17 protein-coding genes are annotated in these 22952 nt (G+C 70.8%); 11 read left to right on the top strand and 6 right to left on the bottom strand.

Going from position 1 to position 22952, the window contains the following annotated elements; translation table 11 throughout:
• Positions 1 to 237: 237 nt before the first annotated feature.
• The 7 genes from GR130_RS33790 (at position 238) to GR130_RS33760 (ending at position 10516) form a co-directional block, all read left to right on the top strand.
• Positions 238 to 2586 (top strand): ABC transporter family substrate-binding protein, encoded by a 2349-nt coding sequence (locus GR130_RS33790; protein WP_159508222.1) that lies wholly within the window; start codon positions 238 to 240, stop codon positions 2584 to 2586.
• A 183-nt stretch (positions 2587 to 2769) separates the two neighbouring features.
• Positions 2770 to 4683, top strand: coding sequence for a translational GTPase TypA (gene typA, locus GR130_RS33785; RefSeq protein ID WP_159508221.1), 1914 nt, complete (start codon positions 2770 to 2772; stop codon positions 4681 to 4683).
• Between the two features lie 197 nt (positions 4684 to 4880).
• Positions 4881 to 6503: a peptide ABC transporter substrate-binding protein gene (locus tag GR130_RS33780; protein ID WP_159508220.1), complete on the top strand. Its 1623-nt coding sequence runs from the start codon at positions 4881 to 4883 to the stop codon at positions 6501 to 6503.
• A gap of 28 nt (positions 6504 to 6531) precedes the next feature.
• Positions 6532 to 7455, top strand: a complete 924-nt coding sequence (locus tag GR130_RS33775) for an ABC transporter permease (RefSeq protein ID WP_159508219.1) — start codon at positions 6532 to 6534, stop codon at positions 7453 to 7455.
• The gene (locus GR130_RS33770; RefSeq protein ID WP_159508218.1) at positions 7448 to 8428 is read left to right on the top strand and encodes an ABC transporter permease; all 981 of its coding nucleotides are present in this window, start codon (positions 7448 to 7450) and stop codon (positions 8426 to 8428) included. Before GR130_RS33775 ends, GR130_RS33770 begins: the two co-directional genes overlap by 8 nt.
• Before the next feature lie 11 nt (positions 8429 to 8439).
• The gene (locus GR130_RS33765) at positions 8440 to 9471 is read left to right on the top strand and encodes an ABC transporter ATP-binding protein (protein WP_159508217.1); all 1032 of its coding nucleotides are present in this window, start codon (positions 8440 to 8442) and stop codon (positions 9469 to 9471) included.
• Positions 9458 to 10516: an ABC transporter ATP-binding protein gene (locus tag GR130_RS33760; protein WP_159508216.1), complete on the top strand. Its 1059-nt coding sequence runs from the start codon at positions 9458 to 9460 to the stop codon at positions 10514 to 10516. The genes GR130_RS33765 and GR130_RS33760 overlap by 14 nt, the downstream gene beginning before the upstream one ends.
• 72 nt (positions 10517 to 10588) lie before the next feature.
• Here GR130_RS33760 and GR130_RS33755 read toward each other — a convergent pair whose 3' ends face one another.
• The 5 genes from GR130_RS33755 to GR130_RS33735 form a co-directional block, all read right to left on the bottom strand.
• A complete protein-coding gene (locus tag GR130_RS33755) occupies positions 10589 to 11731 on the bottom strand; it encodes an ABC transporter ATP-binding protein (RefSeq protein WP_159508215.1) in 1143 nt (380 codons plus the stop codon).
• Positions 11732 to 11743: 12 nt separating this feature from the next.
• Positions 11744 to 12811, bottom strand: a complete 1068-nt coding sequence (locus GR130_RS33750; protein ID WP_159508214.1) for an ABC transporter ATP-binding protein — start codon at positions 12809 to 12811, stop codon at positions 11744 to 11746.
• 11 nt (positions 12812 to 12822) lie between these two features.
• On the bottom strand, positions 12823 to 13794 hold the full coding sequence (locus GR130_RS33745; protein ID WP_159508213.1) for an ABC transporter permease: 972 nt from the start codon (positions 13792 to 13794) through the stop codon (positions 12823 to 12825).
• A gap of 120 nt (positions 13795 to 13914) precedes the next feature.
• Positions 13915 to 15714 (bottom strand): ABC transporter substrate-binding protein, encoded by a 1800-nt coding sequence (locus tag GR130_RS33740; RefSeq protein ID WP_201305072.1) that lies wholly within the window; start codon positions 15712 to 15714, stop codon positions 13915 to 13917.
• Between the two features lie 107 nt (positions 15715 to 15821).
• Positions 15822 to 16856 carry an ABC transporter permease gene (locus tag GR130_RS33735; protein WP_159508212.1) on the bottom strand — a complete coding sequence of 345 codons (1035 nt, stop codon included), beginning with the start codon at positions 16854 to 16856 and terminating at the stop codon, positions 15822 to 15824.
• 489 nt (positions 16857 to 17345) lie between these two features.
• Here GR130_RS33735 and GR130_RS41455 point away from each other — a divergent pair, with 489 nt between their 5' ends.
• Entirely contained in the window at positions 17346 to 18422 is a 1077-nt protein-coding gene (locus GR130_RS41455; RefSeq protein ID WP_268977945.1) for a hypothetical protein, read from the top strand.
• Positions 18423 to 18436: 14 nt separating this feature from the next.
• On the opposite strand, the gene GR130_RS33725 is transcribed toward GR130_RS41455, so the two are convergent.
• Positions 18437 to 20596 carry a S9 family peptidase gene (locus GR130_RS33725; RefSeq protein ID WP_159508211.1) on the bottom strand — a complete coding sequence of 720 codons (2160 nt, stop codon included), beginning with the start codon at positions 20594 to 20596 and terminating at the stop codon, positions 18437 to 18439.
• Between the two features lie 232 nt (positions 20597 to 20828).
• Here GR130_RS33725 and GR130_RS33720 point away from each other — a divergent pair, with 232 nt between their 5' ends.
• The 3 genes from GR130_RS33720 (at position 20829) to GR130_RS33710 (ending at position 22749) form a co-directional block, all read left to right on the top strand.
• On the top strand, positions 20829 to 21023 hold the full coding sequence (locus GR130_RS33720; RefSeq protein WP_159508210.1) for a hypothetical protein: 195 nt from the start codon (positions 20829 to 20831) through the stop codon (positions 21021 to 21023).
• Positions 21024 to 21133: 110 nt separating this feature from the next.
• Positions 21134 to 22123: an N-acetyl-1-D-myo-inositol-2-amino-2-deoxy-alpha-D-glucopyranoside deacetylase gene (mshB, locus tag GR130_RS33715; protein ID WP_159508209.1), complete on the top strand. Its 990-nt coding sequence runs from the start codon at positions 21134 to 21136 to the stop codon at positions 22121 to 22123.
• Positions 22120 to 22749, top strand: coding sequence for a DUF6113 family protein (locus GR130_RS33710; protein ID WP_159508208.1), 630 nt, complete (start codon positions 22120 to 22122; stop codon positions 22747 to 22749). The genes mshB and GR130_RS33710 overlap by 4 nt, the downstream gene beginning before the upstream one ends.
• The last annotated feature ends 203 nt before the right edge of the window (positions 22750 to 22952 follow it).

The raw sequence follows: 22952 nt of genomic DNA, 5'->3' as shown, positions 1-22952 counted from the left end.
GTGCGTACGCGGGCGTGTGACGGTGTGTCCGACGAGCTGCACCGGCCCCCCTCCGGCACCTGGCGGAGCCTTTGTTGGGCCGGGCGGGTGGCCTTGCGGGCGGCCGTCGCCGTGTCGGGCGCTGGGGGGCGTGTCGTTCACCTTCAGTAGGGGGCCCATAGATGTGATGAGCCGCAAAGTCGGCCGGACGTGTTGCTGCGGCTCGGCGCGGCGCGGGCGAGCCCGGAGGTAACAGTCATGACCGACCACGTCAGCTCAGGCCGTGCGGCGTGCCGGCGGCGCCGCTGTGCCGCGCTCATCGCGGCGGGAGTGCTGCTGCCGATGCCGGCGCTGGCCGGTTGCAGCGAGAAGGACACCGCGGCGTCCGTCGCCGAGTCCCAGGACATCGCGCCTGCCCCGCGCGGGGAGCTGAAGGACGGCGGCACCGTGCGCTGGGCGATCGACGCGGTGCCCGGCACCTTCAACGCCTTCCAGAGCGACGCCGACGCCACCACCGCCCGCATCACCGGAGCCGTCCTGCCCAGCCTGTTCACCGTCGACGCCAACGGCCGGCCGCAGCGCAACGCCGACTACCTCGACGCCGCGGACGTCAGCGCCCGCGAGCCCAAGCAGGTCGTCACCTACCAGCTGAACCCCAAGGCGCGGTGGAGCGACGGGCGGCCCGTCGAGGCCGCCGACTTCCTTGCCCAGTGGAACGCGCTGCGCGGCAAGGACAACGCGTACTGGACCGCCCGCAACGCCGGGTACGACCGGATCGCCAAGGTCGAGGCGGGCGCCAGGCCGCACCAGGTCAAGGTCACCTTCGCCCGGCCGTACGCCGACTGGCAGTCGCTCTTCACGCCGCTCTACCCGAAGGGCGTGATGGGCAGCCCGCACGCCTTCAACGACAAGTCGCGGAGCCAACTCGCGGTCGGCGCAGGCCCGTTCAGCGTCCAGCAGCGGGACGCCGACCGCGGCACCGTCACGCTCGTACGGAACCCGAAGTGGTGGGGCGACGCGGCCCGGCTCGACCGGCTGGTGCTCGCGGCGCTGCCCCGCGACAAGCGGGTGGCGGCGCTGTCCGCCGGGACCGTCGACGTCGCCGCGGTCGACCCGGCCGGCGCCCGGCGGATCACCGACGCCGGCGGCAGCGGTGACGCCAAGGCGGCCGACGCCAAGGCCGCGGCCCCGGACCGGGCCGCCGGGCTGCGCGGCTACACCGTCCGCAAGGCCCTGGAGCCCGCCTACACCCAGCTCGCCCTCAACGGCGGCGCCGGACCGCTCTCCGACGACCGGGTGCGCCGCGCGGTGGCCCGCGCCCTCGACCGGCAGGCGCTCGCCGACACCGTCCTCAAGCCGCTGGACCTGCCGTCCCGGCCGCTCGGCAGCCATCTGCTGATGGCCGGGCAGCACGGCTACGAGGACCACAGTGACGCGCTCGGCGACGCGGACCCGGAGGCGGCCAGGAAGCTGCTCGCCGACGCCGGCTGGAAGCCGGCGGGCGGCAGCGGTTCGGGGGAGGCGGGGGAGAAGGCCGGCGCCGGGCGGGCGGTGCCGCCGGACGTGGCGGACGACCAGGGCGACGAGGGCTACCGCAAGGAGTCCAGGACGGACCGGTCCGGCAACGGGACCTCCGCCGACCAGTCCGGCGACGCCCGGTCGGACGGCCGCAACCCGGCGCACGCCGCCCGCGCCGGCCACCTCGGCACCGCCGCCGGGCACGACGACCAGGAGGACGGCACCCGCCCGGGCCCGGCGGACGCCCCGCTGTCCTTCGCCGGGGCGGTCGGCTCCGAGGTCCAGCAGGCCGCGCTGCTGCGGCAGAGCGCCGTGTTCTACAAGGCCGGGGCGGCCGACGAGAAGGCGGCGGCTGCCGGGGACACCGGCTCCGCGGCGTACGCCAAGTACCGGCGGTACAAGAAGCGGGCCGCGCAGGCGCTGGGCGCCGCCGAGCTGATCGAGACCGGGCAGGCGCCGCACCTGCCGGGCTCCGCCGACCACGCGGCGGCCCGGCAGACGCGCGCCGAGCGGTCCCCGGAGGCGGCGGCAGCGGACCGGCCGGGCCGGGCGCCGGTGCTGCGCAAGGACGGCAAGCCGCTGGCGCTGCGCTTCGTGCTGCCCGACGGGGCCGGGTCCGAGCAGCTGCGCGCGGTGGGCCGGCGGATCACCGGGATGCTCAACAAGATCGGCGTGCGGACCTCGATCCAGCGGGTCCCGGACGCCAGCTACTTCCAGGACCACATCGCCTCCGGCGACTACGACCTGGCGCTCTACTCCTGGCCCGGCACCGCCTTCCCGGCGACCGACGCCCGGCCGATCTTCGCCAAGCCGCAGCCGGCGCCGGACGGTTCGCTGACCGTCGAGCAGAACTACACCCGGGTCGGCACCGACCACATCGACCAGCTCTTCGACCAGGCCGCCTCCGAGCTGGACCCGGACGCCGCGCGCACCCTGGTCGAGCAGGCGGACGCCCGGATCTGGGCCGCCGCCGGATCGATTCCGCTGTACCAGCGGCCGGAACTGGTGGCCACCAGGAAGTCGCTCGCCAACATCGGCGCGTACGGCTTCGCCTCCCCCCGCTTCCAGGACATCGGCTACAAGAAGTAAGGGCCACACCAGAGGTAATAATCGGTAAGAAAGCGCAGGTCAGAGGCGCTGTGTACGGGCTGGGGCGGCCTTTTCCGCCGCAGCCCCGTACCATGGGATAGGCCGTGGCGTCGATATGCCCGGCGGGCGCGCGTACCGGACCGTACGCGCCGCCATCCACGATTCCGGGAGAAGCGCCGCACTATGGCCGTGTCCGCAACACGTCACGACATCCGTAACGTCGCCATCGTCGCCCACGTCGACCATGGCAAGACCACCATCGTCGACGCCATGCTCAAGCAGGCCGGCGCCTTCGCCGCGCACCAGCTCGACTCCGTCGACGACCGCGTCATGGACTCGAACGACCTGGAGCGTGAGAAGGGCATCACGATCCTCGCCAAGAACACCGCGGTGAAGTATCACCCGAAGGACGGCGGGGAGCCCATCACGATCAACATCATCGACACCCCCGGCCACGCCGACTTCGGCGGCGAGGTCGAGCGCGGTCTGTCGATGGTCGACGGCGTCGTCCTCCTCGTGGACGCCTCCGAGGGCCCGCTGCCGCAGACCCGCTTCGTGCTGCGCAAGGCCCTCGCCGCCCGGATGCCGGTCATCCTGTGCATCAACAAGACCGACCGCCCGGACTCCCGGATCGACGAGGTCGTCAACGAGACCTACGACCTCTTCCTCGACCTCGACGCCGACGAGGACCAGATCGAGTTCCCGATCGTCTACGCCTGCGGCCGTGACGGCATCGCCTCGCTGACCAAGCCGGACGACGGCACCGTCCCGGCCGACTCCACCAGCCTGGAGCCGTTCTTCTCCACGATCCTGGAGCACATCCCGGCCCCCACCTACGACGAGGAGGCCCCGCTCCAGGCGCACGTCACCAACCTGGACGCGGACAACTTCCTCGGCCGTATCGCGCTGCTCCGCGTCGAGCAGGGCGAGCTGCGCAAGGGCCAGACGGTCGCGTGGATGAAGCGCGACGGCTCCGTGCAGAGCGTCCGCATCACCGAGCTGATGATGACCGAGGCGCTCACCCGCAAGCCCGCCGAGGTGGCCGGGCCCGGCGACATCTGCGCCGTCGCCGGCATCCCCGAGATCATGATCGGTGAGACGCTCGCCGACCCGGAGAACCCGGTCGCGCTCCCCCTGATCACGGTCGACGAGCCCGCCATCTCCATGACGATCGGTACGAACACCTCGCCGCTCGTCGGCCGCGGCGGCACCGGCAAGGGTGCCGACGCCAAGGGCGCCGTCAAGGACCGCAAGGTCACCGCGCGCCAGGTCAAGGACCGGCTGGAGCGCGAGCTGATCGGTAACGTCTCGCTCCGCGTCCTGGACACCGAGCGGCCCGACGCCTGGGAGGTGCAGGGCCGCGGTGAGCTGGCGCTCGCGATCCTCGTCGAGCAGATGCGCCGTGAGGGCTTCGAGATGACCATCGGCAAGCCGCAGGTGGTCACCAAGGACGTCGACGGCAAGACGTACGAGCCCGTCGAGCGCATGACGATCGACGTGCCCGAGGAGCACATGGGCGCCGTCACGCAGCTCATGGGTGTCCGCAAGGGCCGCATGGACAACATGTCGAACCACGGCTCCGGCTGGGTCCGCATGGAGTTCGTCGTCCCGTCGCGCGGCCTGATCGGCTTCCGTACGGAGTTCCTGACCAACACCCGCGGCACGGGCATCGCGCACTCCATCCACGAGGGCCACGAGCCGTGGTTCGGCCAGCTGCAGACGCGCAACAACGGCTCGCTCGTCGCCGACCGCTCCGGTGCCGTCACCGCCTTCGCGATGACCAACCTCCAGGAGCGCGGCGTGCTGTTCACCGACCCCGGCACCGAGGTGTACGAGGGCATGATCGTCGGCGAGAACTCGCGTTCCGACGACATGGACGTGAACATCACCAAGGAGAAGAAGCTCACGAACATGCGCTCCGCCTCCGCCGACTCCTTCGAGGCGATCGTCCCGCCGCGCAAGCTCTCCCTGGAGCAGTCGCTGGAGTTCTGCCGCGACGACGAGTGCGTCGAGGTCACCCCGGAGGCGGTCCGCATCCGCAAGGTCGTCCTCGACCAGAAGGAGCGCGGCCGCGCGGCGTCCCGCGCCAAGCGGTAACCGCCACTGACGCGTTGAAGCGCCCCGCCGGACTGATGTCCGGCGGGGCGCTTCCGTCATCCGGGCGGTTTCTCGGGATTTCGGAGCAGTGGCGGTCGACTCCGGAGTGCGACACGTGCTGGTTTGGGCTCTGATGTGGGCTACGTGTGGTCGCTGCGGCTACGTGTGAACCCGGAGTCCGGACCAAAGGAGGCGCCATGCGCGGAGCCGTGCGCACGAAGTGGGCCGTATGCGCTGGAGCCGTCGCGCTGGCGGCCACGGCCTGCGGGGGCGGAGGCGGTGGTACGGACACGTCCGGGGTGGTGAGCTCCTCCTGGGGGGACCCGCAGAACCCGCTGGAGCCGGCGAACACCAACGAGGTGCAGGGCGGCAAGGTCCTGGAAATGCTGATGCGCGGGCTCAAGCGCTACGACCCGAAGACCGGGGCCGCGGAGAACGTCCTCGCCGACCGGATCGAGACGGCGGACGCGCAGAACTACACGGTGACGCTGAAGCCCGGCTGGACGTTCAGCAACGGGGAGAAGGTCACCGCGAAGTCGTTCGTGGACGCCTGGAATTACGGCGCGCTGCTGGACAACAAGCAGAAGAACGCGGCCTTCTTCCAGTACATCGACGGCTACGACCGGGTCCATCCGGACCATGGCGCGGCCACCGCCAAGACCCTCTCCGGGCTCCAGGTGAAGGACGAGCGGACCTTCACCGTCAAGCTCAACCAGAAGTTCTCCAGCTGGCCCGACACCCTGGGCTATTCGGCGTTCATGCCGCTGCCGCAGGCGTTCTTCCAGCAGCACGACGCCTGGCTGAAGAAGCCGATCGGCAACGGCCCGTACGTGGTGGACTCGTACACCAAGGGCACCGTGCTGAAGATGCGGAAGTGGCAGAAGTACCCGGGTTCGGACCCGGCGCGGAACGGCGGGATCGATCTGCGGGTCTACACCGACAACAACACCGCCTACACCGATCTCCAGGCAGGAAATCTCGACCTGGTGGACGACATTCCCGCCGCGCAGCTCAAGAACGTGAAGAAGGACCTGGGGAACCGGTACATCAACCAGCCGGCCGGGATCATCCAGACCATCACCTTCCCCATGTACGACCCCAAATGGGGCGCGCCGGGAAGGGAGAAGGTGCGCCGCGGCATCTCGATGGCGATCGACCGGCAGCAGATCACCAAGGAGATCTTCCAGAACACCCGGACGCCGGCGACCGACTGGACCTCGCCGGTGCTGGGCGCCGCCGGCGGCTTCAAGGAAGGGCTGTGCGGCGACGCCTGCGTGTTCGACGCGGCCAAGGCCCGGCAGCTCATCCAGGAGGGCGGCGGCCTGCCCGGCGGCCGGATGACCATCACGTACAACGCGGACACCGGCTCGCACAAGGACTGGGTGGACGCGGTCTGCAACAGCATCAACAAGACGCTGGGGAACGACAAGGCGTGCGTCGGGGACCCGGTCGGGACCTTCGCGGACTTCCGGAACAAGATCAGCGCGAGAGCGCTGACCGGGCCGTTCCGGGCCGGCTGGCAGATGGACTATCCACTGATCCAGAACTTCCTGCAGCCGCTGTATTACACCAATGCCTCGTCCAACGACGGAAAGTTCAGCAACCCCGCCTTCGACAAACTCGTCGACAAGGCCAACGCCGCGCCGGACACCCGCCAGGCGGTGGCCACGTTCCAGGAAGCGGAGAGGATCCTGGCCGAGCAGATGCCGGCCATTCCGCTGTGGTACCAGAACGGCAGCGGCGGCTATTCGGAGCGCATCAGCAATGTGTCGCTGAACCCCTTCAGCGTGCCGGTCTACAACGAGATCAAGGTCGGCTGACCGGCTGACCGTGAAGTGAGGCTCGTTCATGGGACGTTATGTGATCCGCCGGCTGCTCCAGATGATCCCGGTCTTCGTCGGCAGTACGTTTCTGATCTTCTTCATGGTCTACGCGCTGGGCGATCCTGTCGCCGCGATGTTCGGCGACCGGGCGCCGGACCCGGCCACGGCCGCGCAGATCCGCCACGACCTCTTTCTCGACCAGCCGCTGTGGAAGCAGTATCCGCACTACATGGGGCAGATCTTCCAGGGGAACTTCGGCACCGCGTTCAACGGCCAGTCGGTCACCGAGCTGATGTCCACGGCCTTTCCGGTCACCCTCCGGCTGACCATCGTCGCGATCGCCATCGAGATGGTGGTGGGCATCGTGCTGGGGGTGTTCAGCGGGCTGCGGCGCGGCCGGGGGGTGGACACCACGGTGCTGGTCCTCACCCTCGTCGTCGTCTCGATCCCGACGTTCGTCAGCGGCTATCTGCTGCAGTTCGTGTTCGGCGTGAAGTGGGAATGGGCCGCGCCGACCGTCGCGACCGAGGCGCCGCTCGGCCAACTCCTGCTTCCCGGGCTGGTCCTGGCGCTGGTCTCGCTCGCCTACGTCACCCGGCTGACCCGCACCTCGATCGCGGAGAACGCCCGCGCCGACTACGTCCGCACGGCCGTCGCCAAGGGCCTGCCCCGGCACCGGGTCATCACCCGCCATCTGCTGCGGAACTCACTGATCCCGGTCGTCACCTTCATCGGCACCGACATCGGCGCGCTGATGGGCGGCGCCATCGTCACCGAGCGCATCTTCAACATCCACGGCGTCGGCTACCAGCTCTACCAGGGCATCCTCCGGCAGAACTCGCCGACCGTGGTGGGCTTCGTGACGATCCTGGTCCTGGTGTTCCTGATCGCCAACCTGCTGGTCGACCTGCTGTACGCCGTCCTCGACCCGAGGATCCGCTATGCCTGAGAGCTACGTCCCCAAGGAAGCCATCGGCCACGGCGACGGCGGCACCGCCGCCCTGGCCATCGGCGAGGCCGAGTCGCTGGAGCGGGCGCCCGCCGCCGGCCCGCCGCCCGGCGGCGAGCCCACCGGCAAACCCCGCAGCCTGTGGAGCGACGCCTGGCACGACCTGCGCCGCAACCCGGTCTTCGTGGTCTGTGCGCTGGTGATCGTCTTCCTCGTGGTCATCGCGATCTGGCCGCAGCTGATCGCCACCGGCAACCCCTACCGCGCCGACCTGTCCAAGGCCCAGGAGGGCGCCGCGCCCGGCCACCCCTTCGGCTACGACACCCAGGGCCGGGACGTCTACACCCGGGTCGTCTACGGCGCCCGCGCCTCCATCACCGTCGGCACCTGCGCCACCGCCGGCGCCGCCCTGCTGGGCAGCCTGCTCGGCGGGCTGGCCGGCTTCTTCGGCGGCTGGTGGGACACCCTGCTCTCCCGCCTCGCCGACATCTTCTTCGGCATCCCGGTGCTGCTCGGCGGCCTGGTCTTCCTGTCCGTCGTCACCAGCACCACCGTCTGGCCGGTGGTCGGCTTCATCGTCCTGCTGGGCTGGCCGCAGATCGCCCGGATCGCCCGCGGCTCCGTCGTCACCGCCAGGCACAACGACTACGTCCAGGCCGCGCGGGCACTGGGCGCGGGCAACGGGCGGATGCTGCTGCGGCACATCGCGCCGAACGCCGTCGCCCCGGTGATCGTCGTCGCCACCATCGCGCTCGGCACGTACATCGCGCTGGAGGCGACGCTGTCGTATCTGGGCGCCGGACTGAAACCCCCCACCGTCTCCTGGGGCATCGACATCTCCACCGCCTCGACCTACATCCGCAACGCACCGCACATGCTGCTGTGGCCCGCGGGCGCGCTGAGCATCACGGTGCTGGCGTTCATCATGCTCGGCGACGCGGTCCGCGACGCCCTCGACCCCAAGTTGCGCTGAGGAGGCGGCAGATGACGAACGGCGGCGAGCGGCACGGGGAGCCCCTGCTCGAAGTCCGGGACCTGCGGGTGGAGTTCCGTACCCGGGACGGGGTGGCCAGGGCCGTCAACGGCGTCAGCTACACCGTGGCCGCCGGGCGGACGCTGGCGGTGCTCGGCGAGTCCGGCTCCGGGAAGTCCGTCACCGCCCAGGCCGTGATGGGCATCCTCGACTCGCCGCCGGGCTTCGTGACCGGCGGCGAGATCCTCTTCCAGGGGCGCGATCTGCTCACACTGGGCAAGGAGGAGCGGCGCAGGGTCCGCGGCGCCAGGATGGCGATGATCTTCCAGGACGCGCTCTCCTCGCTGAACCCGGTGCTCAGCGTCGGCGCGCAGCTGGGGGAGATGTTCGAGGTCCACGAGGGGATGTCCCGCAAGAAAGCCCGCGGCCGGGCCGTGGAGCTGATGGAGCGGGTCGGCATCCCGGCGGCCCGGGAGCGGGTGGGGGACTATCCGCACCAGTTCTCCGGCGGGATGCGCCAGCGCATCATGATCGCGATGGCGCTGGCGCTGCGCCCCGACCTGATCATCGCCGACGAGCCGACCACGGCGCTGGACGTCACCGTCCAGGCGCAGGTGATGGACCTGCTCGCCGAGCTCCAGCGGGAGTTCACCATGGGGCTCATCCTGATCACCCACGACCTCGGCGTGGTCGCCGACGTCGCCGACACCATCGCCGTGATGTACGCCGGCCGGATCGTCGAGACCGCCCCCGTCCACCAGCTCTACAAGGCGCCCGCCCACCCGTACACCCGCGGCCTGCTGGAGTCCATCCCGCGCCTCGGCCACAAGGGCCGGGAACTCTACGCGATCAAGGGCCTGCCCCCGAACCTCACCGCCATCCCGCCGGGCTGCGCCTTCCACCCCCGCTGCCCGCTGGCCCGCGACATCTGCCGTACGGATCCGCCGCCGCTCTATGAGGCCGGCCCGGAGCGGGCCAGCGCCTGCCACTTCTGGAGAGAGACCCTCGACGGCGGAAAGGAGATCTTCGATGGCGCCCGGTGACCCCGCGTCCGCTCCCGCACCCGAACCCCTCCTCGAAGTCCGGGACCTGGTCAAGCACTTCCCGCTCACCCAGGGCGTGCTCTTCAAGAAGCAGGTGGGCGCCGTCAAGGCCGTCGACGGGATCTCCTTCGACCTCCACCCGGGCGAAACCCTCGGCATCGTCGGCGAATCGGGCTGCGGCAAGTCGACCGTCGCCAGGATGCTGGTGGGACTGGAACGGCCGACGGCGGGTCGGATCCGCTACCGGGGAACGGACATCACGCGGCTGTCGGGGCGGGCGCTGAAGTCCGTGCGCCGCAACATCCAGATGGTGTTCCAGGACCCCTACACCTCCCTGAACCCCCGGATGACGGTCGGCGACATCATCGGCGAACCGTACGAGATCCATCCCGAGGTCGCGCCCAAGGGGGACCGCCGCCGCAAGGTCCAGGAACTCCTCGAAGTCGTCGGGCTCAACCCCGAGTTCATCAACCGCTATCCGCACCAGTTCTCCGGCGGCCAGCGCCAGCGCATCGGCATCGCCCGCGGCCTGGCCCTCCGCCCGGAGATCATCGTCGCCGACGAGCCGGTCTCCGCCCTCGACGTCTCCGTACAGGCCCAGGTCGTCAACCTCCTGGCGCGCCTGCAGAGCGACTTCGACCTCTCGTACGTCTTCATCGCGCACGACCTCTCCGTCGTCCGCCACATCTCCGACCGGGTCGCCGTGATGTACCTGGGCCGGATCGCCGAGATCGGCACCGGCGAGCAGATCTACGACCACCCGACCCACCCCTACACCCAGGCGCTGCTCTCCGCCGTCCCGGTCCCCGACCCCGAGGCCCGCGAGCACCGCGAGCGCATCCTGCTGGCCGGCGACGTCCCCTCCCCGGCGAACCCGCCCTCCGGATGCCGCTTCCGCACCCGCTGCTGGAAGGCCCAGGAGCTGTGCGCACAGATCGAGCCGCCGCTCGAAGTCCCCACGGAATTCCGGGAGTCGACGGGACCGGCGCGCCATCCCTCGGCCTGCCACTTCGCGGAGGAGCGGCGGGTGGTGCCGGGCGGGTAGCGAGCCGGGAACGCCGCGGAGCCCGCCTCCCCGACGGGGAAGCGGGCTCCGGTACGCGCGGGCGCGGCGGGCTCAGTCCTCGGCGCCGTCCTCCGCGGCCGGTGCCGTTCCCTCCTCGATCGCCGCCAGCGCCGGGTCCAGGACGATGTCCTCGCCCCGGGACGCGGTCGTCGGCTCCTCCGGGAAGTGGCAGGCGGTCAGGTGACCGTCCGCGTTGCCGCCGATCTGCACCAGCGGCGGCTCCTCGGTGGCGCACTTCTCCTGCGCCTTCCAGCAGCGCGTACGGAAGCGGCAGCCGGACGGCGGGTTGACGGGGGAGGGGACGTCGCCGGCGAGCCGGATCCGCTCGCGCTCCTCCTCGCCCTCCTCCGCGAGCTTCGCCTCGGGAACGGCCGAGAGCAGCGCGTGGGTGTACGGGTGGCGCGGCCGGTTGTAGATCTCGTCGCGGGTGCCCACCTCGACGATCTTGCCGAGGTACATCACCGCGACCCGCTCGCTGAAGTGCCGCACGATCGCCAGGTCGTGGGCGATGAACACGAACGCGATGCCCAGCTCGCGCTGGAGGTCCTGGAGCAGGTTGACGACCTGCGCCTGGATGGAGACGTCCAGGGCGGAGACCGGCTCGTCCGCGACGATCAGCTTGGGCTCCAGGGCGAGCGCCCGGGCCACGCCGATGCGCTGCCGCTGGCCGCCGGAGAACTCGTGCGGGAAGCGGTTGTAGTGCTCCGGGTTGAGGCCGACGGTTTCCAGGAGTTCGCGGATCCGCTTCTCCCGGCCGCCGGTCGGATTGATCCCGTTGATCTCCATCGGGCCGCCGATGATGGTGCCGACCGTCTGCCGCGGATTGAGCGAGGCGTACGGGTCCTGGAAGATCATCTGGATCTCGGAGCGGATCGGCGCCAGTTCCTTGCGGTTGGCGCGCGTGATGTCCCGTCCCTGGTACGTGATCTTGCCGGCGGTGGGCTCCATCAGCCGGGTCAGCAGCCGCCCGGTCGTCGACTTGCCGCAGCCGGACTCGCCGACCAGGCCGAAGCTCTCGCCGGCGTGCACGGTGAGGTCGACCCCGTCGACCGCCTGGACGGCCCCGACCTTCCGCTTGAACGGGAAGCCGCCGTAGATCGGGAAGTGCATGGTGAGGCCCTCGGCGGTGAGCAGCGGCTCGCCGGAGGTGGGCTCGGCGGCGCGGGGCGCGGGGAGGGTGTCGTTCTTGGACATGGTGGTGGCTCCCTAGCCCAGCCGGGGCTTGATCTGCTCGGTGAAGAGGGTCTGCTTCTGCTCGGTGCCGAGGTGGCACGCGGCGGCCCGGCCCGGCGCGAGCGCCGGCCGTTCCTCGCCGCAGCGGGTGCCGCCGACCTCGCCGGTGAAGCCGCAACGAGGGTTGAACGCGCAGCCCGAGGGCGGGTTGAGCAGGCTCGGCGGGGAGCCCGGGATCGGGTGCAGGGCCTCGTTGACGTCCGAGGAGAGCCGCGGCATGGAACTCAACAGGCCCCAGGTGTACGGGTGCTGGGGCTCGGTCAGGATCTCCTTGACCGAACCGCGCTCCACCGCCCGGCCCGCGTACATCACCAGCAGGTCGTCCGCGGTGTTGGCGACCACGCCGAGGTCGTGGGTGATCAGGATGATCGCGGAGCCGAACTCCTGCTGGAGGTCCTTGAGGAGGTCGAGGATCTGCGCCTGGACGGTGACGTCCAGGGCGGTGGTCGGCTCGTCGGCGATCAGCAGCTCCGGGTTGCAGACCAGCGCCATGGCGATCATGGCGCGCTGGCGCATACCGCCGGAGAACTGGTGCGGGTAGTCGTCCACCCGCAGACTCGGCTGCGGAATGCCGACCTTGGTGAGCATCTCGATCGCGCGCTGCCGGCCCTCGCGCTTGCTCGCGCCGGTGTGCTTGATGAACGGCTCGGCGATCTGCCGGCCGACGGTGTAGTACGGCGACAGGGCGGTCAGCGCGTCCTGGAAGATCATCGCCATCTTGTTGCCCCGGAGCTTCTCCAGGGTCTTCTCCTTGGCGCCGGTCAGCTCCTGGCCTTCCAGGTGGATCTCACCGGTGATCTCGGTGGACTTGGGGTTGTGCAGCCCCAGCACCGCGAGGTTGGTGACGGACTTGCCGGAGCCGGACTCACCGACGATGCCCAGGGTCTGGCCGCGCTCCAGGTCGAAGGAGAGACCGTCGACCGCCTTGACGATGCCGTCCTCGGTGGAGAACCGGATGTGCAGGTCGCGGACGGAGAGGAAGGGGGCCGAACCGGATCCGCTCGGGGCCGGCTTCTCCTCGGTCTTGGGGGGTGTGGTCACGTCAGGCTCTCCTAGGACAGGCGCACGCGCGGGTCGATGAACGCGTACGTCGCATCCACGATGATGTTGAAGATGAGGATCATGGCCGCGCTGAACAGCATCACGCCCATCACCATGGGCAGGTCGAGGGTGGTGACGGAGTCGACCGCCAGCCGGCCCAGCCCCGCCAGCTGGAAGGTGAACTCGGTGATCATCGCGCCGCCCAGCAGCGAACCCAGGTCCACACCGAGGATGGTGACGATCGGGATCAGGGAGCCGCGCCAGGCGTACCGCAGGAAGACGTAGCGCCCGGTCATGCCCTTCGCCTTGGCGGTGCGGACGTGCTCCTCCTGGAGCTGCTCGATCATCGTCGAGCGCGCCATACGCGTGTACTGCGCGGTGTAGATCGTCGACAGCACCAGCCAGGGGATCAGCAGACCCATGAACCAGCCGGCCGGATCGCTGGTGAAGTTCACGTACTGGGGCGCGCCCATGATGCCGCTGTAGACGAAGATGCCCAGCACGATCGGGCCGAGGATGTAGATCTGCACCGAGCTGAGGACCATCGAGACGCCGGTGACCGTCTTGTCCAGCAGCGAGCCCTTCTTCCAGGCGGCGAGCAGGCCGGCGCCCAGGCCGATCAGCAGGAAGACCACCGTGGCGCCTGCGGCCAGCGACACGGTGAGGGGCAGCCGGTCCATCATCGTCGACCAGATGTCCTGCTTGGTGGCGAAGGAGTATCCGAAGCAGGGGGCGTTGCAGTGGCCGAGGGTGAAGTCACGGCCCGCGAAGATGCCGACCAGGAAGTGCCAGTACTGCACCGGTACGGGCTGGTCGAGGCCCAGGTTCTTGTGGATCAGGGCGACGTTGTCGGCAGTGCAGTTCTTTCCGCAGGCCATCAACGCCGGGTCGCCCACGGAGAAGAAGACGAAGAAGGTGAAGGCGCTCAGGAGGACGAGGATGACGACCGCGCCGATCGTCCGGCGAAGTAGAAAGGGAAGCATGACAGTTCGCTGCTCTCAGGACGGCGGCTGCGGTGTGGGGTGGAGTGGTGGGAAGGCCCCGGAGACGCGCGCCCCGCCGTGCGCGCGCTCCGGAGTGCCTTCGACCGTCGCTTGCTGCTGCTACTTCTTGATGAACAGGGTGTTCACGTCGAGGTAGTTGGTGTCCGTGTTGTAGCGGATGCCGCCGATCTTCGAGCCGTACAGCTGGAGCGACTTGACGAAGAACACCGGGACGGCCGGGTTGACCTTCTCCACGATGTAGTGGTGGAGCTTCGTCCACTCCGCGGTCTGCTGCTGCACGTCCGGGATCTTCTTGATCCGGTCGATCTCGTCGCTGATGTGCTGGTCGCGGACGTGCGAGTAGTTGGAGGCGCCGTCCTGGATGGTGCGGCCGTCGTAGGACGGCGGGATCACCGTGGAGGCGTCCGGCCAGTCCTGGCCCCAGCCGGTCAGGTAGATGTCGAAGCCGTTGTCGACCTTGCCCATCTGCTGGTACCAGGAGGCCGAGTCGACCTCCTTCTTCTGCACGTTGAAGCCGGCCTTGGTGAGCCCGTCGGCGATGGCGACGGCCTCGTTCTGCCGGATCTCGGTGTTGGCGTAGGCGTAGACGAGCTTCATGCCCACCTTGCCGGCTTCCTTCAGGAGCTGCTTGGCCTTCTCCGGGTCGCCGCCGGGCTTCTTCAGCTTGCCGTAGGGGTCGTAGCCCTTCTCGTAGCCCGCGACGGTCGGGGAGAGCAGACCGCCGGCGATCTCACCGCCGTAGCTGCCGCCCTCGACCCGGACGACCTGCTGGCTCGGCATGGCATAGGTGATCGCATCGCGGATCTTCTTGTCCTTGATGCGGTCCATGTTCATGTTCAGCTGCCAGACGTACGGCTGGTAGCCCTGCACCAGGCGCTTGCTGGCGCTGGGGTCGCCCAGCACCTGCCGGGTCAGCGTCGGCTCCACGGAGTTGGTGAAGCTGATGGCGGTCTTGTCGTCGCCCTGGTCGGCCATCAGCCGCTTGGTGGAGTCGGAGAACTGGTGGTTGAAGGAGATGTTGTAGCCGTCGACGTACTGGTGGCGCGCCGGGTCGGTCTTGGGGTCCCAGTTGGTGTTCTTCACCAGCTGCATGGACTTGCCGGCCTTGAAGTCCGCGATCTTGTACGGGCCGGAGGAGACCGGCGCGACGTCGTACTTGTCCTGGGTGTCCTTGGCGCTGTCCGGGACGGCGCTGTAGCCCGCCATCGCCAGCGCGTAGGGCAGCTGCGTCTGCGGGTCCTTGAAGTGGAAGACGACGGTCTTGTCGTCCGGGGTGTCCAGGACGGACTTGGGGAGGTGGTCGCCCTTGTACGGGCCGTCCGGCAGCGCCTTGCGGTAGGTCGTACCCTCGCCCGACAGCCACTGCTGGACGTAGGTCGGGCCCTCGGTGATGAACGAGGCGTACATGCGCTCTATGGAGTGCCGGATGTCCTTCGAGGTGATCGGCTGGCCGTCCTCGAACTTGATGCCGTCCTTGAGCGTGTACTTCCAGGTCTTGCCGCCGTCGGACATCTGGCCCGCGTCGGTGGCGAGGTCGCCGACGAGCGTCTTGTTGCCCTTGTCGTCCTGCGTGTAGGTGGTCAGACCGCGGGAGACCAGCTTGGCCAGGTCGCCCACGTCGCTGACGTACTGCTGAGCCGGGTCCAGGTGGTTGAAGCTGTCCCGCTGGTAGACGGTGATGGTGCCGCCGTTCTGCGCACCGGCCACCGCGGCCGCGGGGCCCTTGGACTGGGCGGCGTTGCCGAGCGGCACGACCTTCGACTGGGCCGCCGCGTCCTTGTCCGTCTGCGCCTTGTCCTTGCTCGCCTTGCCGCCGCCGCTGCAACCGGTCAGCGCGAGCGAACCGGCCGCCAGGGCCACGATCACCGCGCGGGCTCTACGCGTGGAGAGTGTATTCATGAGGATCCAAGCACCTACCTGTCAGTCGTTGTCCAGATGTGCTGTCGGACGCATCCGGTGCGAACCGGGCGCAGTGGGGGTGACAGCAGGCCCCCTCACATGGACGATCAGCGCCCGGACTTGGGGTCGAACGCGTCCCGGACCGAGTCTCCGAGCAGGTTGAAGCAGAGAACGAAGATCACCATCGCGGCGCCCGGGAAGAGAAGGAACGTCGGGTCGTTCTCGTAAACCTGGCCGGCCGTGTGGAAGAGCCGTCCCCAGTCGGGGGTCGGCTCCATGATGCCGACGCCCAGGAAGGACAGGCCGGCCTCCGCCGTGACGAACAGCGGGAGCATGTAGGTGGTTTGCACGAGGATCGGGGTCACCACATTGGGGAGCAGTTCCTTGGTGATGATCCGCCAGGGGGAGGCGCCGGTGATCTTCGCGGCCTCGACGAAATCCCGCTCCCGTAGCGACATCACCTGGCCGCGCAGCAGACGGGCCAGCGCCATCCAGCCCAGCGCCCACTGCACGACGATCAGCGCGATCACCCGGATATAGGTGGGGGTTTGGTCGCCCGGCGCCACGAAGAGCGCGACCACCACGGGCATGAACGCCACGAAGGTCAGCTGGCTCGGGAAGGCGAGCAGGAAGTCGATGACCCGGCCGACCCAGTAGTCGGTCTTCCCGCCCAGGTAGCCCGCCGCGATGCCGACGAGGGTGCCGGTGAGGACCACCAGGACGGTGACCGCCAGCGAGATGCCGAGCGAGGTCCGCATGCCGTACAGCAGCTGGGTGAAGAGATCGCGACCCAGGCGCGGTTCGATACCGAACCAGAAATCGCCGGAGATTCCGCCGTTGGCGCCCGCCGGATAACTGAACTCGTCCAGGAGATCGGGATTATCGCTGCCGTACAGCGTGTACGGATTCTTCCCGTACAGCGAAGCGATCACCGGCGCCAGTGCCGCGATGACGAAGAAGGCGAGCACGATGATCCCGCAGATCACGCCGGTGCGGTCGCGCCGGAAGCGCGCCCACATGAGCTGGCCGGGGGAACGGCCGACCAACTCACCGCCCTTGCCCTTCTTTTCCTTCTTCAGACCTTTGGGCGCCAGTTCCGGGGTGTCGGACGTGGCCGCCGAGGTCTGGGATGGACTAGTCATCGCGAAGTGCCCCCGCGCCGAGTTCTCTTGGAACGTGAAGCGGCACCGATTGCACCGCTGGATGAGCGCGACTTTCGCAAGTTGTTTACGGCGCAGTCAAGGGCATGCGGTGTGCTTCTGCCCAGGACGTCCGCTTCTTGAGCGAAGATTGCGCAGATTGACGCTAAGGCGTGCTTGACATGCGGCCGTCACGGGCGGCATACAGGGGCAAATAGCCCACCACCACTTAACGTGGTGGCAACTTGACTGTCGCAACACCGATATACGGACGCGTCATGCTGAACGACGTACGGCCGTGCGGGTGCCGTAGGCCGGCCGGGGGCGTCGACGGCTCCCCTGGCCGGTCGCTGCTCCGGGTGTCTTTCGAGTACCGCTTCCTCCGTGCCTGTTGTCCGTTCGCCGAGCCTGCAGTAGACCTGCGCCAGTGCCTTCACGTAGGTGAGGGCGCCGTGGGCGGAGCGGGGCTTGAGGCGGACGGAGGTACGGGCCGTGTCCACAGTGCGGGAACGCCGCCTCACCCGCGGTGCGCGCGATGCCGGTGGTCTGGTCTGCCTGGTGCTCGCGCTGCTCGGCGCGGTCTGGATCGCGCGGGACGCCGCCGTCGCCCGGCGCCCCGCGGAGCTGTGGTGGGGCTGGCTGGGCGCACCGCCCGCCCCGCACGCGGCCGCGATCCCGGTGACGTCGCTGTACGACCCGCTGCTGGTCCTCGGCGGGTCGGCCGTGGCGATCGCCGTACGGCGCCGCGCGGTTGCCGCCCCGGGGGCGCTGCTGGCGCTGGCCGCCGCCACCGTGCTGCTGCGGATCCCGCAGCTCTGGATCCCGCTGCTCCGGCCGCCGGGCGCGCGGTCGTCCCAGGGGGTGGACGGAGCGCTCGCGGACTGGGCCGAGGGCGTGGCGATCGCCCAACTGGTGCTGGCGGCCGCACTGTTCGCCGTGGTCGCGGCCGGCCGCCGGCCGGTCCGGGGCGAGCTGTCCGCGGTGGTGCCGGCCGCGTACGGAGTGGTCCACGAGGCACCGCCCTACGGGGCGGAGACCGGTGCGGCGGGCCGCCCGCGCCCGGGGCCCGCCCGCGTCGCCGCCGTCTCGCTGGGCGCCGCCGCGCTCGCCCTCATCGCGGGGCAGCTCTACCGGTGGCGCCAACTGGGCTGGGACGCCTATCGCGAGGGGCTGCTCGGCGGTGCCCTCGACGGCCGGGCGCTGCTGGAGCCGCCGCCGCACTGGCAGGCGGCGGCACTCGCCCTGCTCGCCCTGGGGGCCGCGGTCGCCATGCTGCGCCGGGCGCGCTGGGCCCGGCCCGCGGCGCTGGCGGCCGGGACGCTGCTGCTGGTCCGCTCGGCCGCGGTGCTCGCCCTCGCCGTACGGGCCGGGGAGGTGGCGCGCTGGGCCGAGCTCTGCGGTGCGGCGGTGGTGGCCCTGCTGGGGCTCGCCGCGGTGTACGCGGCGGCCCGGCCCGGTGTGCGGGACGCCGCCGCGGACCGGCCCGGCCCGGTCGCGTACGGCGGCGACGGCACGGCGCGCCCCCGCCGCGCCCCGCCGCCGCCCTCGACGCTCCCGCCGGGCTGGTGACCCCGCGGCGCCGCTCAGGCCATCCCCAACGACCGCTTGAGGAAGTCCACTTGGAGAAGCAGCAGGTTTTCGGCCACCTGCTCCTGGGACGCCATGTGCGTCACCCCCGACAGCGGCAGTACCTCGTGCGGGCGGCCGGCCGCGAGCAGCGCCGAGGACAGCCGCAGCGAGTGCGCCACCACGACGTTGTCGTCCGCCAGGCCGTGCACGATCAGCATCGGGCGGTGCGGCTCCACCGCCCCGGACAGCCCGTCGTCCGTGATCAGCGAGTTGGCGGCGTAGACCGCCGGCTCCTCGTCGGGGTGGCCGAGGTAGCGCTCCTGGTAATGCGTGTCGTACAGGCGCAGATCGGTCACCGGCGCCCCCACCACGGCGGCGTGGAAGACATCGGGCCGGCGCAGCGCGGCGAGCCCCGCGAGGTAGCCGCCGAACGACCAGCCGCGGATCGCCACCCGGTCCAGATCGAGCGGAAAGGACCCGGCCAGCGCGTGCAGCGCGTGCACCTGGTCGTCCAGCGCGATCTCCGCGATCCTCCGGGACACCGCCTTCTCCCACGCGGGGGAGCGGCCCGGGGTTCCCCGGCCGTCCGCGACGATCACCGCGAACCCCTGGTCGGCGAACCACTGGGAGGTCAGATGGGCGTTGTGCGCGGCGACCACCCGCTGGCCGTGCGGACCGCCGTACGGATCGAGCAGCACCGGCAGCGGACCGTCGCCGTCCCGGTAGCCCTCCGGCAGCAGCACCGCGCACGGAATCTCCCGCTCGCCGGCGAGCACCAGCCGCGGGCGGGCGGTGAGCCCCGGCCGCTCGGCGTACGACCCGATGGCGGCGAGCACCTTCTCGCCGCCGTCCGGATCCAGCCGCACCACCTCCACCTGCGCCCCCGGCCGCTCCAGCGACGCCTGGGACAGCACGGTCACCGCACCGCCGCGCACGGCCGACGACACCGTCGGATACGGCCGCTCGCCGACCCGCTCCCAGCCGCCCTGGTCCCCGCTGCCGCGGAACCACGCGCGGTAGACGCCGATGTCGTGCACGTCCGGCCCGCTGGCGGAGAACAGGACGTCGTCGGCGCCGATGTCCAGCACCGCCCGGACGTGCAGCGGCGCCCCCGTCAGCGGCCGGGCGCCGACGAACAGCTTCCGGACCCCGCCCTCGTCGGCGATCCGCACCAGCCGCCCGTCCGGCGTCCAGGCCGGCGCCCCGGGGAACGGCTCGACCCACGTCTCGTCCTCGTCCTCGTGCACCGTGGTGGTCGCACCGGTCCGGGTGTCCACGGTCAGATAGCGCTGGTCGCGCTGGTCCCGGGCCTGGACGAGCAGCAGCGGCGGCCCGGCCGCCGACCAGTGGACGCGCGCCAGATACGGATAGCGCTCGGTGTCCCAGCCGACCTCCGTCCGCGTCCCGTCCAGCCCGAGCAGGCTCAGCGTGACGCGGGCGTTGCGGCTGCCGGCCACCGGATACGCGACCTGCGCCGGCTCCCGGTCCGGGTGCGCGGGGTCGGAGATCCACCAGCGTGTCACCGGCGCCTCGTCGACCCGGGCGGCCAGGATCCGGTCGCTGTCCGGGGACCACCAGAAGCCCCGGTGGCGGTCCATCTCCTCGGCCGCGATGAACTCGGCCAGCCCCCAGGTGACATCGGGCCCGTCCGGTTCCGCCAGCGCGCGGTCCGCACCGGCCCCGCCGTCCCCTCCGCCGTCCGCCGCGACCACCCGCAGCGCGCCGCCGGCGACATAGGCGACATGGCGGCCGTCGGGCGCCGGCCGGGGATCCACCACCGGCCCCGCCGCGGGGAGTTCACGGGTGGTCCCGGCGCGCAGCTCCGAGACGAACAGCCGCCCCGAGAGCGCGAAGGCGGCCAACTCCACGGCGGCGTCCACGGCATAGCCGACGACGCCCGCCGACCCCTCGCGGCTGCGCTCGCGCCGCGCCCGCTCCTCCGGCGGGAGCTGCTCGTCGGCGCCGGCCAGTATCGCGTGCGGGTCGGCGGCGGTGAACTCCCGTCCGTCCGCCAGGTCGAGGACCCAGAGCCGCTGGCTGCGGTCGGTGCCGCTGGGGGAGCGGAGGAAGGTGACGCGCGTGCCGTCGGGGGCGATGGCGAAGTCGCGCGGCGCGCCCAGGGTGAAGCGCTGGGTGCGCGCGTAGTGCCGGGGGAAGGGCGGCTGTCCGGTCATACGGCCGAGCCTACGGGGGAACCGGCTCACTGGGGCCGGGCTTGCGAAGATGGCGTGCGCCCCCGCCGTGCTCCGGTGCACCGACTTATGCGCAAGGACGGAAAGTTATGATCCCTTGCGCGTAGTGGGTACGGGGTAAAGAGCCCTTGGCATACCCGGTGCGTGGGACCGACCCGTCGGTTTGCGCGCCATCAACTCTGTCCGGACCGTGTGTACTTGGAGGTGAGCCGCCGTGGCACTCTCGATTTCGGCGGTGGTGCTGCTGGCGATCATCGTCTTCTTGCTGATCAGGAAGTCCGGGCTGAAGGCCGTGCATGCGCTCGTCTGCATGCTGCTGGGCTTCTATCTGGCCAGCTCGTCCATCGCCCCGACGATCAAGACCCTGACGACCAATGTCGCGGGGATGCTGGGGGGCATCAAGTTCTGACCCGTCCCCGGCCGGGTACGGCCGCCCCGCCTCCGGTGCCCTGCGGGGCGCGGCGGCGGCCACCGGGATCACCTTCGGCCGGCGGGCCGGCCGGCTCGTAGGCTGTCCGCATGACCGCCCAGCCTTCCCCCGCCACCGCTGGGGGGTACCCCCAGCCGCCCGCCGCCCCCGCCCGCCGTCTCCTGCTGGTGCACGCGCACCCGGACGACGAGTCGATCAACAACGGCGTGACCATGGCCAAGTACGCGGCCGAAGGCGCGCAGGTCACGCTGGTGACCTGCACCCGCGGGGAAGAGGGCGAGGTCATCCCGTCCGAGCTGGCCCACCTCGCGCCGGACCGCGACGACACCCTGGGGCCGCACCGCGTCGGCGAGCTGGCCGACGCGATGGCCGTGCTCGGGGTCGCCGACCACCGCTTCCTCGGCGGCGCGGGCCGCTACCGCGACTCCGGGATGATGGGCGCGCCCCAGAACGACCGGCCGGACGCCTTCTGGCGGGCCCCCGTGGACGAGGCCGCCGCCCACCTGGTCGCCGTCATCCGCGAGGTCCGCCCCCAGGTGCTGGTCACCTATGACCCGAACGGCGGATACGGCCACCCCGACCACATCCAGGCCCACCGCGTGGCGATGCGCGGCGCCGAGCTGGCCGCGCGGGCGGACTTCCGGCCGGACCTCGGCGGCGCATACGCGATCGGGAAGATTTACTGGAACTGCAACCCCCGCTCGGTGGTCGAGGCGGGCTTCGCGCGGCTGCGCGCGGCCGGCCACAGCTTCCCGGGGGTCGCCGCCGTGGACGACGTACCGGGAGTGGTGCCGGACACCGAGGTCACGGCGGCGATCGCGGGCGCGGTCGGCTACGCGAACGCGAAGTCCGCGGCCATGCGCGCGCACCGCACCCAGATCGCGGTCGACGGGCCGTTCTTCGCGCTCTCCAACGACCTCGGCCAGCCGCTCCTCGGCACCGAGTACTACCGCCTGGTGCACGGGGAGTCCGGCGCCGCGGACGGGGAACGTGAGGACGATCTCTTCGCGGGAGTGGAGGAATTGGACGGTTTGGCGGGTATGGAGGCTAGTGCCCGGATTGAGGAGGCGGCGGAATGACTACGTCCAAGGGCGGCGGATCCGCGGGCAAGGGCGGCGCCGGCGGTGGCAGGGCCAACGGCACGGCCGGTGGCAGGGCCAAGGGTAAAAACAGTGCCAACGGTGGCCCCAAGGGGGGTGACGCCCGGGCGGCCGCCGGCAACGGGCGCGCGGGTGCGCCCCAGGGGCAGCGGTCCCGGGCGGCCGGCGGTGCGGCCGGGCCCCGGCCCGGAGGGCCCGTGGCGCCGGGCGCCGGTGCCGCGCCGGTCGCTCCGCTGACGCCCGGCAGGGTGGGCATATACGTACTCCTGCTCGTCACGGGCGTGCTGATGGCGCTCGCCGGAACGCTTCTCCAAGCGGCCTGGTTCCCGGGCGGGTTGGCGCTGGCGCTGGCCGGTCTCGGCGGCCTCTTCTACGGGGGCGCGCGGGCGACCGGCACCACGGCCGGTGTGCTGGTGCCCGGCGCCGCCTGGCTCGTGACGGTGTTCCTGTTGCTCAGCGACACCCGTCCGGAGGGTGACTTCCTCTTCGGCCCCGGGCTCGGTTCGTACATCTTCCTGTTGGGCGGCATCGCGATCGCTGTGATCTGCGCCACCGGTGCCCAGATGCGCGCGATGACCGCACCGCGGGGCCGAGTTGGCGGATGACGCGGTCCATACCAGGACGGAAGCCGCGGGGTTGCGGGTGACCGGCCCCGGTTCGGGGGCGTCGCCCGGCGCGGCGGTGATACCGCGCACCTCGGGTGCCGGCCGGCGGCGGACAGTATGGTGGTGCGCGCCGCCGCGACGCCCTGGGGGCACCCTCCGGCCCGAGGCCGGGGATCATCTCTGACGAGCGGCGGAGCCAACCG

Origin of the sequence: Streptomyces sp. GS7, from assembly GCF_009834125.1 — a bacterium.
Lineage (GTDB): Bacteria > Actinomycetota > Actinomycetes > Streptomycetales > Streptomycetaceae > Streptomyces.
This window is presented reverse-complemented; position numbering and strand designations above follow the sequence as displayed.